This is a genomic window from Spirosoma flavus (assembly GCF_054778555.1).
In genome coordinates this window covers 1-13,300 of record NZ_BAAGZL010000004.1, presented here as the reverse complement: position 1 = coordinate 13,300, position 13,300 = coordinate 1, and the positions used below count along the sequence as shown (strand labels likewise).

8 protein-coding genes and 1 rRNA gene are annotated in these 13,300 nt (G+C 47.4%); 2 read left to right on the top strand and 7 right to left on the bottom strand.

Annotation, left to right across the window (positions count from 1 at the left end; translation table 11 throughout):
• Positions 1-174: 174 nt before the first annotated feature.
• From ACYVF1_RS20530 to prmA, 6 genes are all read right to left on the bottom strand, one after another.
• The gene (locus tag ACYVF1_RS20530) at positions 175-1,554 is read right to left on the bottom strand and encodes a Gfo/Idh/MocA family protein (RefSeq protein WP_461082332.1); all 1,380 of its coding nucleotides are present in this window, start codon (positions 1,552-1,554) and stop codon (positions 175-177) included.
• A 36-nt stretch (positions 1,555-1,590) separates the two neighbouring features.
• Complete coding sequence (locus ACYVF1_RS20525; protein WP_461082330.1) at positions 1,591-2,775, bottom strand: alpha/beta hydrolase family protein; 1,185 nt, start codon at positions 2,773-2,775, stop codon at positions 1,591-1,593.
• A 60-nt stretch (positions 2,776-2,835) separates the two neighbouring features.
• Complete coding sequence (locus tag ACYVF1_RS20520; protein WP_461082328.1) at positions 2,836-4,566, bottom strand: GMC oxidoreductase; 1,731 nt, start codon at positions 4,564-4,566, stop codon at positions 2,836-2,838.
• A gap of 89 nt (positions 4,567-4,655) precedes the next feature.
• Positions 4,656-5,582, bottom strand: coding sequence for a CPBP family intramembrane glutamic endopeptidase (locus ACYVF1_RS20515; RefSeq protein ID WP_461082326.1), 927 nt, complete (start codon positions 5,580-5,582; stop codon positions 4,656-4,658).
• A gap of 55 nt (positions 5,583-5,637) precedes the next feature.
• Complete coding sequence (locus ACYVF1_RS20510; RefSeq protein WP_461082324.1) at positions 5,638-10,674, bottom strand: hypothetical protein; 5,037 nt, start codon at positions 10,672-10,674, stop codon at positions 5,638-5,640.
• Positions 10,675-10,721: 47 nt separating this feature from the next.
• Entirely contained in the window at positions 10,722-11,576 is an 855-nt protein-coding gene (gene prmA, locus ACYVF1_RS20505) for a 50S ribosomal protein L11 methyltransferase (RefSeq protein ID WP_461082322.1), read from the bottom strand.
• Between the two features lie 120 nt (positions 11,577-11,696).
• Here prmA and ACYVF1_RS20500 point away from each other — a divergent pair, with 120 nt between their 5' ends.
• The gene (locus ACYVF1_RS20500) at positions 11,697-12,482 is read left to right on the top strand and encodes a cysteine hydrolase family protein (RefSeq protein WP_461082320.1); all 786 of its coding nucleotides are present in this window, start codon (positions 11,697-11,699) and stop codon (positions 12,480-12,482) included.
• Between the two features lie 16 nt (positions 12,483-12,498).
• The gene (locus ACYVF1_RS20495) at positions 12,499-13,128 is read left to right on the top strand and encodes an LON peptidase substrate-binding domain-containing protein (RefSeq protein ID WP_461082318.1); all 630 of its coding nucleotides are present in this window, start codon (positions 12,499-12,501) and stop codon (positions 13,126-13,128) included.
• Between the two features lie 80 nt (positions 13,129-13,208).
• On the opposite strand, the gene rrf is transcribed toward ACYVF1_RS20495, so the two are convergent.
• Positions 13,209-13,300, bottom strand: a 5S ribosomal RNA gene (gene rrf, locus ACYVF1_RS20490); the annotation flags it as partial.

Sequence of the window (13,300 nt, the reverse complement as noted above, 5' to 3'; positions counted from 1 at the left end):
ATATGCCGCCCAAAGACAGCATTATTTTAAAATACTCCTACCTAAATTTTGTTTACGCTTTTTTTGGAACGGCTGGCCATTTCCTCATAAAACGATGGCGCTCAACGAAAACCTGTTCGGATTTTCATTGAGCGCCATCAGTGATAAAACGGGCAAGTCAGCTATCGAAACGTTCTATACTTTATTTGGATCTGGATGTTTGTAGGGATCGCGGTAGGAGCGAGCGAGCATCTTTGTCGCTTCTTTGTCTCCTACAACCTCCCGTTTCTGTGGGTCATACACCATTGGCCGTTTTAAATCCATCGACATATTGGCCAGAATGCAACTAGCGGTAGAAATATGGCCTTGCTCAATGTCGGCAACCGGACGACTATTTTTCTCAATAGCATCCAGGAAATTGAGCATATGCAGACGTGTTGCGGGCGCAGCATTTAGCTCAATTTTGGGTTCTGTGGGTTCCGTTACGTCTTCAGGATATTTTTCTTTTTCGTAAAGGACATCGAAATGAATTTTCTTGCCATCCTTGCCTTCAGGAATAAAATCGGCCTGCATCGTACTGCCCCACAACGTACCTTTATCGCCATAGAGCGTAAACGACCAGGGATATTCTGGATTATTGGGCGCCCCCCAGGTACGGTGCTGCCAGACCGCGTTTAATTCATCGAACTCAAACACCGCCGACTGGGTATCGGAAATATTCGATTTTCCGTCTTTCTGCACGTAAATACCCCCTTCCGACGAAATACGTTTGGGCCAGCCGAGGTTTAGCATCCAGCGAACGGTATCGAGCATGTGTACGCACATATCGCCAGTGATACCATTGCCATATTCTTTAAACGTACGCCACCAGCGAACGTGCGGCAGGCCATCGTAGGGACGTAATGGGGCTGGACCTGTCCACATATTATAATCCAAAAAATCAGGAATAGCCTGCACAGGTGGATTGCCATTGTTGCGCATATGGAAATAACAGCACATCTCCACGTGTGAGACTTTCCCTAGCAGCCCCGCATCGACAACCGTTTTTTTGGCATCGATCAGGTGGGGAGTGCTTTTACGCTGCGTACCAACCTGCACTACTTTGTTGTATTTCCGGGCTGCAGCTACCATCGCTTCGCCTTCCATTACGTCGACGCTAATGGGTTTCTGAACGTAGACGTGGGCTCCCGCTTTTACGGCGTCAATCATTTGCAGCGCGTGCCAGTGGTCGGGGGTACCGATAAGCACGATATCCAGCTGATTTTCGGCAAGCATTTTCTGGTAATCGCCGTATAGTTTAGGCGTCTTTCCTGATTTCTGGCGCTGGCTAACGAGTTTAGCGGCTCCTTCCATCATGCGCTTATCTACGTCGCAGAGCGCTACAACTTCAACGGGAGCCACCTGAATCAGACGGAATAAATCGCTTTTGCCGTACCAACCCGTACCAATCAGGGCCACGCGATAGGCTTTTGGCGGATTAATAAGGTCCATACCTCTGGCGCCAAACGTAGAAAGTGCCAATGCAGCGGTAGATCCCTCTAAGAAACGTCGTCGATTAATATTGAAATTGTGCATAAGGTAAAGTGGAGAGTTCAGGTTTAAACGTTTTATCTATTTCAGTAGAAGCATTACGGCTTCATCGCCCATGACAGCTTTCTTTGGGCGGGGGTGTTCTGCGTTAAAAACCTGCAACATGGCAGGCTCAAGAATCTGATTCGGATTTTCATCAATCTGGCCATATCTGAGTACTCGATTTACATCCAGATTCAGTTTTTTAGCTAAAAAAGCATAAGCAGCCGCCCGTTTGGTAGGGCCATAATCGTGACCCTCGTTGAGAATATGAATATTCTCAAGCTGTTCTTTAGCCCCGTAGTAATTATAAATAGTCTGGATGTATGGGAACTCCACATCGGGCGTGTGCTTGGTCCAGTCTTTCCCATCCGAAATCATTAGCATAGGCCGGGGAGCAGCCAGCGCGGCAATCTCAACATTACTTGTCTGGTGGGTAGGGCGATTGTGAATGGGCATTCCACTTTCGCAGGTGCAGCCCCCAAAAAAGTAAGAGGAAACCATAACGGCCGGCACAGAAACTTTAATACGTTGATCAAGGGCGGTTAGAATAAATGTCTGCGTTCCGCCACCCGATTCGCCCGTCATGCCAATTCGCGACGTATCAACTTCAGGTAAACTGGTTAAAAAATCCAGCGAACGCAGGCCATTGAGCGTCTGGAGTTTCAGCGCAGATGGTAATTGATGACTGCACTGTTTCGAATCGCCGTAGTCAAGCATGTCGTACGTAAATACGACCGCGCCCATACGGGCCAACGTAGCACAACGCTGCTGGGTATACTCTTTCAGGCGTGCATCCTGCGAAGGCATGTGGCCATGCGGACAAAGGATTCCCGGCGATTTTCCCGTTACGTTGAGTGGCTTATATAGATTACCCGTTACGTAGATGCCGGGCAAACTCTCAAACGCTACGTTTTCAACCGTATAGCCGTTCAGTTCGCGCACACTGTGACGTATGGGCGCGAGTGGGGCAAAGACTGGTTTTTCGGGTAGTGTCATGCCATCGCGAATACCCTGCCGAATTAACGTAGCACGAGCTTCCCATGAAGCTTTATCCTGAAACGTCTGGGCGAACGTTTTGAGTGCTTCAGCGCCTTGCTGTTCCGTAAAGTAAGCCCCCTGGCGCAAACCAGAAGTCGTAGTTTTGGCCTGCCCCAACAACGTAGCAGAAACACTCGTTACGAAACCTATCGTCAAGAAAAACCGACTGGCATTCACCTTTCTCATACTACTACGTTAAGCGTAAAACCAAAAGATAGCTTCTTAAAACTCTTACTGTTATAAGAATTAAATATCGCCCCGTTTGAGGGCTTTCACAGCAAAATCGGCCGCTCGCGCCGACAAAGCCATGTATGTAAGCGATGGATTCTGGCAGGGAGATGAAGTCATGCAGGCGCCATCGGTGCAGAACACGTTTTTCACGACGTGATGCTGATTGAATTTATTAAAGACCGAATTTTTTGGACTTGTACCCATGCGAGCCGTACCCATTTCGTGAATACTCAAACCGGGATGTGCCTGCGCGTCGAAACCATTTATGTTGGAAAAGCCCGATTTTTCGAGCATCTGAACAGCCTGATCATGGGCGTCTTTCCGCATAAGCATTTCATTTTCCCGATAATGCACATCCATTTTCAGCACCGGCTGACCCCACTTGTCTTTCAGTTCGTCGGTCAGATAAACCCGGTTATCTGCATAGGGCATACACTCGCCGAACGCGTCCAGCGTGATTTTCCATTTGCCAAACTGCGTCGCTTTTTCTTTGAAGTCAGCCCCAAAACCTTCTTCTCCGAACGCATGCTCCCAATTCTCGCGATTGGTATACACTTCAAAACCATAGCCACGTGTAAAGTCCTGCTTAGGCTGGCCGGGCAAGTTTCGGAAGCGGGGAACGTAGAGACCTGCCGGATGTCGACCGTAGTAATATTTATCGAGATCGTGCTCATAATCGGCGGTGGCACCGACGTGAAAATGGTGATCCATAAGGTTGCGACCCAATTGACCGCTGTCATCCATTCCATTCGGGAAACGCTTCGACTTTGAATTCATCAGAATGTACGTAGAACCCAGCGCCGACGCGTTTAGAAAGATGATATTAGCCCGAAACTCATGCCATTGGTGCGTCTGCTCGTCAATAACTCGCACGCCCGTAGCACGCCCTTTCTGCTCGTCGTAAATAATTGAATTGACAATCGAGTGCGGACGTACCGTCAGTCGTTTGGTACGTCGAGCGGCTGGCAACGTAGCAGACTGCGTACTGAAGTATGCGCCATACGGACAACCCCGCATACATAGGTTTCGAAACTGGCACTTAGCCCGTCCCAAATTCATTTGCTGCTGCGTAGGAGCCGTCAAATGAGCCGCTCGCGCCGAAATGACCTTTCGATCCGGAAACAACGTATTAACGCTTTTCCGGAAATGCATTTCTACGCAATTGTCGGGCAGGGCAGGTTGAAACTGACCATCAGGCAGATGCGGCAACCCATCGCGGTCGCCAGCAATTCCCGCAAATTTTTCGACGTAATCGTACCAGGGAGCGAGGTCTTTATAACGTATCGGCCAATCGGTACCGATGCCTTCTTTGGCGTTTGCCTCAAAATCGAGATCTGAAAACCGGAAGGAGTAACGTCCCCACATCAACGATTTTCCACCCACGTGATAGCCACGAATCCAGTCGAACGGTTTTTCTTCTACGTACGGATTCTCCAGATCATTCACAAAATGATGATGTGTGGCCTCTGTTATGGTAAAACCGGTGCGATTCTGAACTGGATATTTTTTGAGCAGATCAAGCGGCATTTGCTGGTTGTGGTGCGGAAACTCCCACGGCGCTTTGGTAGCCGTATGATAATCCGTTACGTGCTCAATCATACGACCACGTTCCAGAAGCAATACGTTCAACCCTCTCTCACTAAGCTCTTTAGCCGACCAACCTCCGCTGATACCCGAGCCAACGACAATAGCATCAAATTTTTTACCTGACGGAATAGGTGGTTCAGAGTAAGTATACTGGCTCATGATAAATAATTTGGAAAGGGTCCATTCGAATAACGTAGTACTCGCAGAGAATGATGCAAGCATCATTTCGTACCAGCGTCAGCAACGTATCACTTCTGAAGAAAAGCAGCTATTTCCATTCCCCAGGCAATCCCGATATGAATGAGTAAACCGCCCCAGATGCTACGTGTTGTCAGGGCTAATACGCCTAATAAATAACCGCCAAATATGGATGAAACAGCCTCGCCCAAGGGTCGACCAAAATGAATGGAGCAGTACCAAACCACCATCGGTAGTATAGCTCCCGGTCCCAGAACGCGACTCATGCCAATCACCAGAAACCCTCGAAAAAGCAGTTCAGTCGGAACGAAGTCCCATCCATAACAGAGTTCGTAAATCAGTACAGTAACCCACTCTGGTACACCAAGAAAATCATTGGCGTTGGTGTCGCGATACGTCGGATAAGAAGCTAGAAAATCTGGTTGGAACGACGCCAACGTAATGAGCGGAATCATCAAGGCCAGCAACGTAACGTAGAGAATTAATCCTTTCCGTTTCGGTGCCATGCCATAAAAACTGTTACGTTGGGTTTCGATCAGTTTGTAGAAAAGGAATAACGGCAGGACAATTGTTAAAACGGATTGCAGGTTGTGGAGGCAGTAATAAGCGAAAACAAAAATCTGCCCATCGAAAAGCTGCCGAGCCCAGTCACTATCGGCGTAGAAACCAGCGTAGGCTGAGTAACAAACCAGTGCCATACCGCTACGTAGCCAGAATTCGCGGTTGCGCCAGATGTCGGTACGTCGCTTGAAATACGTCCATATAGCAACGCTGACGTAGTAGGCAGTGGCATACAGACAAAAATAAAGAACGCCCCACAGCGGTTTTCCCTGATAGCTATCAATGAAAGAATCTTCGAGGTCGAAGGTGTAGTTGACAACCAGCAGTAAGAAAGCCCAGAGCCCGGTTGCTAGGTAGAGGTTGAGTTGAAAAGCAGCGCGAAAGTGGTCGCGCAAATCACGCAAGAAGGCTTTCATGTAGTGTTACGTTGTCCGATGAAAGTAGGCTCTCACCGGACAACAAAAAACGTCATTAAAATCCTTCTCTCTCGGCTTCTTTGTCTTTTTTCTTTTCCTCTTTCTTTTTCTCTTCCTTCACCACTTTCTGGCCTGGTTGTGGTTTCGGCTTTGGCGGAGTTTTGGCTTTGGTCTTGTATTGGTCGAGATAGCGATCAACGAAAAGCGTTTTTTCGTCGGCAGTAGCGGCCAAAACTTCTAACGTTGCTTTTCCGGAATTCTTCGAACTAGCCAGCAGGCGGTCGTTAATGTCCTGCTCCGACGTAATGATGGCTAACTGACCGAGAGCGTTCGGACCATTACCCGGTTTGTAATCGTAGAATACCCACACGTCCGGCGACGATTCCAAGTAAATGCTGGCCTCATCGCCATTAACTGTTTTGCGGATTTCGACGAAACCATCCATTTGGGCGTTGATGTCGGTCGCCATCATGTTCGATACGCCCAGTTGGCCCGTGCTATAGAAGGCGTTATATTTTGGCGACCAGCGCAAATTGGCGTTGGCCAGTACTAGCATCGCGTTCAGTTTCGGAGAAGCCAGATTAAGCGCTACGTGTGAATTTTGCGCTTTTGTCCGATAGGCATCTACGGCTTGTTGTCCAATCAGAGGCACCAGCTTGTCCGAAAGTCGATTCAGGTCATCGTCGGCCGCTTCGTCGTTTTTCTCTTCCAGATTCGTTTTAACGATTTTGTCGGAAATCGCAGCACTAATTTGTTCAGGAATAGGGAAGGCAAAGGCCAGCAACGTATTGAACCGATACTGCGCGCTATCGATGTTCACCCGTGCAGAACCCGCCGACAACAGGTATTCATTCGCACCAGCGTGAAGCAAATTCATTTTACCTTTAAACGTCATCAGCCCACGGGCGTCGTTGAAGGTAAACGCATTTTCAACATCAGCTTCGGCATCGCTACTATCAACTTTCGCAGTACTATCGGTCGAAGCGGTGGCTGTGGTGGCAAGGTCGGAGGCTTTCGAAGCAATGCGATACACTTTGTCTTTTTCATCGTAGCGCATCACGCCCGTCGCCGAAAACAAATCCTGATCGCGCGAATCTTCTTTGGGCGACAGGAAGGTTGGGTAAAGGCCCGAACCATCGGATCGTAAATGAATACCAGCCACTAATTGCTGACCACCTTCATTTTTCAGATTCTTATCAACTTTGATTTCAAGCCGTTCCTCAACTTTTTCCTTAAACGGAATCCAACCAGCAACCAAATCCTGTCGTTTCTTCAGAGCAGGTTTAATAAATCCGTCCATAGCTAAATCAGGTTGCGGAGCCTGCATCGAAATAGAGCCCTTGTACAGCATTTTAGGGGCCAGTTGCAGATTATCAGCTTCGTCAACTTCGGCTCGTGCTACGGTAAAATAAGTCGTCGTTGCGCCTGAATTAGCGCCCCGTTTGCCCTTGGCTGGTTTTTTGGTATCGGCAGTCAACGCAGGAGAAGCCGAAGCGGGAGCTTCTTTCAACTCGAAACTACCCATTTTAATGCTGGCCGTATCGCCTTTGGCTGTGGCGAACTGATACGTAGCATCGCCCGTAAACCGCGTGCGGGAGAGCACCTGAATATTTCCATTTTTCAGCTTATGAAACAAACTGATTGTATCCAGTTCCAGGCGAGCGTTTTTGAGGGCCAGCATTTCGCCGTTACGTTTGATCGTCACTACGCCTTTATCGGGGTAAATCCGTGCATCCGCCGACGTAACGTAAGGAACGCCACTGATGTTAAGAATCATTTTCTCTACGTCGTAGAGGGCTGATCCTCCATTGAAGGTCAGTCCTTCCTGCTCCTGCGCCGTTGCCGTAAACGTAGATGTTTTCACATCGCCTTTCATGGCAATCGTTTTGGCATTCAGGTTCCACTGGGCGCGGTTGATGCTGGTTTTGTAGGCCGCAAACGGGAATTCCATGCTTGAACTAACCGTATCATCCAGGCTTTCTTTCTTGTTAATCGCCAATCCAACGATCCCTTTAACCTGATTGAAATCGACATTCACGTCATTACCAAGCAGAATTGGCCGGGCGTCCTGTTTATCGGAAAGAACCTTAAACTGTGCTTTGCTCGCGATAAATCCGTCTTTGTTGAACTTGATGCTGTTTGAAATAGCTTCCGAATCTTTTCGACGTAGCGTGCCGTTTCCAAACAACCCTACCGAACGTAGCACCAGGCCACCTTCGAGATTGGTCGTGGCGTTATAGAAATTGAAATTGTTCTTCTGCGTCGAAATGACCATGCTATCAGCTTTCGGCCACCATTTCAACGCATAGTTGTTCAACTGCACCGCTGGAAAATATATCTGTGAGCCACCGGGTTTACCCGTCAAGCCTTCTTTAATTTCGCCTTTCTCACCCGATGCCAACAACGAATCGGTCATGAACAGTATTTCTTTTGTATTCAGGCTGGCAGTCAAATGGCTCAGGATCCCGTCTGCCTTCAAACCTCCTTTATCCATTGTTAAATCACCGGTAAACTTCACATTTGAAGCGCCACCGCCCTTTTTGCCTGCGTAAACTGGATAACCCGTTGCCGGCGCTTTATGAACGAAACCCAACGTATTGTCGGGCATAGTTTTCAACTCAGCTTTAAATGGTGGGAAAATACCGTCGGAATAGAATGTACCCATAAATGAGATGTCGCCTTTACCGAGACTATCGTTGTCGACTGCTGGAATTTTGAAATAGACTTTCTCATTATATGTAATATTTCCGCGAACCAGTTGATTAAAGTAAACGGTCATGCCTTCGGGCATCACTAGCCGCTGAGTCGTTTTCTTACCGGCGATACGTCCCGATTTGTTATCGGCTCCGGCCAGATAAACCATACCCGGATTTTCATACTTGATATCGCCCCCAACTTCGCCGTCCTTACCCTGAGCTGCCAATTTTTGCGACGAGAACGTAATGGAGTCAATCTTGTTCAGACTCATCGCGAACTTGTCGTAATTGAATTTAAGATCGCGACCGGCGTAACGTAGCGTTCCGGCTTTCAATTGGCCATTCAAAGCAAAATCACGGCCTTTGCCAACACGTAGCACTTTATCGGAAGGGAATCCGAAGATTTTCAACGAATCAGAAATCGTGAACCGTTCAACGCCCCGAATGGTCAGCATTTTATCGTCCAGATTTATAGTCGCGTTTTTGATGCTGTCGTTGGAAGCAAAGAGCGATTGTATCTGAAAATTGTCGTAATCGCTCTTGTCGGCATAAGCCAGTACGTAAAGAATACCTTTACGACTCAACCGCATAACCTGCGTATTAGGATCGCGGGTCATGTAGCCTTCCAGCACCATCCGACTGAGCGCACCACGTAGTGCCACCGGACTTACTTTATTGGCGCTGGCAAACTGGATAATATCTTCGTCCAGAAACGTCTGCTGTTTTTTGGTTGCTACGTAGTTCGCTACGATTTGCAGGGGGTGAAAACCGTAATCGACCGTCAGATCCGCGTAGCGCTGCGGCTGAAAATAATCGAACGATTCGAAACGTACCGGCACTTCGCGTTTAGCTCCCACCTGATAAAAATCAACTTTGCGACGCGGCAAATCCCAACGTACCACTTCGGGCATGATGTAAAATTTATGGTACGAATCAGCATAGGGAACTCTGGCGTAGTCGGTACGTTGCTCGCGATCGAGCCAGGCAATTTTCTGGTTTTTATCGAACCGGAATTTAACCGACGGATGGCTGACGGAATCGGTATCGACGTAGCCAACGAAAGCCGCCGAATTTGCCGAAATCATTGGATTAGCAGCTGCACCCGCTTTTGTTTGTTTTACGGGTTCTGTCGTATTAAAACCCGATTGAGCCAATCCAGCCTGCGTCGAATCGACTGGCATTGACGTAGCATCGTTGCTGAAATCGAACCGGCGACTGCTGACTTTAAACGCGGGTTTGCCGTTATGTTTAACAGTTATCTGCGCTGGCTGTCCACTTGCTGATGCACCCACCATCTGCGTTCCAGATAATGCCAATCCACCCCGATAATCAATATCTGCGCCCAAATCAGGTAACTTGACATCGTTCTGCCATGACATGAATCGAGGATACGTAACGGGGCCACCTTTTTTCTTACTGACATATTCGAAAACCCCCTTGGTAGGTTTCGTGGGCGTTCCGGGACGACTTTCGTACGTGAGTGTCACGTCGTCGGCCTGTAAACGCGGATTCATCGTCGTCAGTGCATACTCACTCAACGTAACGAAAATGTCAGGACGGCCCGCCGTAGCCCAGGTAAATTTCCCCCCCTGACCTACAAGAATCCCATCTTTCAACATTACGTCTCCCGACGTATTTGAGAGAATCGCTGAATCGCCGTTGGCAACGATAGCCAGCGATACGTCCTTCAACGTAATAACCGGCCCGAAAACCGAAGGAATTGGGCGACGCTGTGGAATGTACTGAGGACCGTATTGGCGCGGCTGAGTTGAATCAGACGTAGCAGGTACATCCCAACCATCGAAACGAGAACGTTCAGCTGATGCTTTTGCCGACGCTAGCGAATCGGCCGTTGTTTGCGGCTGGCCGGGTTTGCTCACTGGTTGGCCACCTTCAACGTAGCGAAATTGATACGTTCCTCCATTCGCCAATAACTTGTTGTATTTGCTGGCGTACAACTCCCGCTTCTCTAAAAACTGACGTATCGTTTCCAGACTTTTCGAGAACGTTTTGGGGTCGTTTGCGTCAAACAGCTTTTCGGCAATCGTCAAAATCTCATCGACGCTTGTAGGAGAAGTAGGCTGCTGTTGTGAGTTTACGGCCTGATAGAGTGACTCATAAAGTGGGGCAAATTGCGTTGCCGGCTGCCACCGTTTCTGATTCATTTTACGGCTCAGCGCCATGATGCGTTCCTGCTGGGCTGCCGACAGCTTATTCTCCGACCAAAGTGATTGTAAATTCGTGCCCACTCTGGCTGCTCCTGCCCCGCCCGAAGCCATCAGCTTCTGAACATCAGACATAAATTGGTCGGGTTTGTCCGAAATACGAACTGCCTGCCCGAACGTAGCATTGAGCCCGAGAAAACTAATAAAAACGATGGTGTAAATGCGATTCATCACGTACTTGTTGTGAAAATGTTAACGTAACAGTTTGACCTGCTCAATTATAATTTCTGAAATGCCAGCGATGTCCACTCCCGATTTGACATTGTCTTTATCGTTCCAAGACCACTTTCAATGGCTTTTTGCTCAATATCTGGCGCGTCATGCTCGTAAAAACCACTCACAATCAGATAACCGCTTGCCGGCAATAAATCCGTATAAATTGGTATCTCGCGTAAAAGCACATTGCGGTTGATATTAGCCAACACTATATCAAACGTTTTGGGCGTCTGGTTCAGTAAATCTTTCGGTGGGTTTAGATCGTCAATTGTGCCCTGAAAAACAGTGATTTGTGGGCAATCATTCAGTTCAGCGTTTTCGCGGGCGTTTTCTACAGCCCACTCCTCAATGTCGAAAGCCAAAACTCCCTTCGCTCCCATTCTCGCTGCCAGAATCGCCAAAATACCGGTACCACTGCCTACATCAAGTACTGTTTTTCCGGCAAAATCAAGGCCAAGTTGTTGTTCGAGCATCATGGCCGTAGTTTCGTGGTGGCCCGTTCCGAACGACATCTTTGGATTGATGATGATATCGTAACGAAACCGGGCGTCCAACGCATGGAAGGACGCCCGGACCTGGACCTGGCCCGCCACTTCAATCGGCTCATATTCACGCTCCCACTCGGCGTTCCAGTTACGTTTTTCTAACGAACTGAGCTCATAGGCTATTGCAGTCTGAGCGCTGTATTTAGCAATTACTTCTTGTAAAACGGACTCGTCCAAATCAGACTCGGGAATATATGCCATGAGTCCTTCGTCCGTCTCAACAAATGAGTCGAAGCCAATCTCCGCCAGTTCGGCCATCAATATTTCCGTGTAATCGGGCGATAAACGCAATGTTAGTTCACTGTAATTCATAGTATCAAAGTAACAAAAACAAAGTTACTGGGCGCACACTTATTTACAGGGGTTCTTTTCTCGCATCAAGTTCGTTTCTTTGCCTTTCCCAGATAGTAAAATGCTACGTTGGTGCTGTTTATGAAAAATGCTTTTTTAATTATCGATGCACAATTTGATTTCTGTCATCCTGATGGAACCTTGTTTGTACCGGGAGCTGATCAGGATATAGAACGTATCGCTACCCTAATTCGGAAACACACTGCTGATATTGATTATATCGTTGCTACGTTGGATACGCACCACATTATGGATATTGCCCACCCTCTTTTCTGGCAAAATCCATATGGCGAACATCCCAAACCGTTTACGCAAATAACGAGTGCTGAAGTTGAAGCAGGGGAATGGCTCCCTCGATTTTCTGCGGAAAAAGCGCGCAAATACATTGCTGATTTAGAAGCCGACGGCCAGTTTGCGCATTTCATCTGGCCCGAGCATTGTTTAATTGGTTCGAAAGGCGCGGCCTTGCACGGTGACTTGTTATCTGCACTGAAAGATTGGTCGCGAGAACGTAACATGGATTACGTCGCCGTGCAGAAGGGATTATATCCATTATCTGAACATTTTGGAATTTTTCAGGCCCAAGTACCTGATCCAAACGTAGCGGAAACTCAACTAAATACGTCCCTTATTGACGATTTAAACCGCTTTGATACAGTTTACTTAATGGGTGAAGCTAAATCGCATTGTGTAGCGAATAGCCTGAAGCAACTTTTAGACTTTGCGCCTGAATTGGTAGCAAAAACTGTTGTTGTAACGGATTGTATGTCAGACGTAACGGGACTGGGTTATTTAGGAGAACCCATTTATGCTGAAGCAAAGTTGAGACAAGTGCGTTTCATGGAATCAGCTTCAATATTCAACTAGCTTATTGTTTTTTTATATGGAGAAGAAACTATCATTATTTCCACTCAATTTAATTGTGTATCCCGGTGAAGATTTGAATCTGCACATTTTCGAACCTCGCTACCGTCAGTTAATCAATGAGTGTTTAGAAGACGAAAAAACCTTTGGGATTCCAACATTTATCAATAACAAGTTTCCCGGCTATGGAACAGAAATGCACGTAACGACGCTGCACAAGCGATATCCTGACGGGCGAATGGACATCAAAACTAAAGGGCTTACTATTTTCCGACTTATTAATTTCGAAAACCCTCTTGCAGATAAATTGTACGCAGGTGGCGATGTAGAGTTGATAAGTTCCGGCGATGGATTCAGTGCCCATTCAGTTGCGCTACTTGAGCGGCTCAAGCGGCTGTATAACTTACTTCAGATTGAGAACAACTTTTCGATATCGACCGAAAATTTATCTTTTAAAGTCGCTCATAAAGTAGGGTTATCCATTGAACAAGAATATGAATTATTAACTATAACTAGTGAAGCTGAACGTCAATTGTTTTTAATTCAGCATATCGATAGAGTAATGCCAGTAGTTTCGGATATAGAACGTACCAAGCAACGTATCAAAATGAATGGACATTTTAAAAACCTAGACCCCTTAAATTTTTAGGTTTCACTAGGTTATAAATGCAGTACGTATAAAAACAAAAGAGCCGTCAACACGTGGTTAACGACTCTTCGTTAGATCAACGGTGGCACCTACCTACTCTCCCACCTTTGACAGCAGTACCATCGGCAGTACGGGGCTTAACGGCTCTGTTCGACATGGAAGAGGTGTTCAC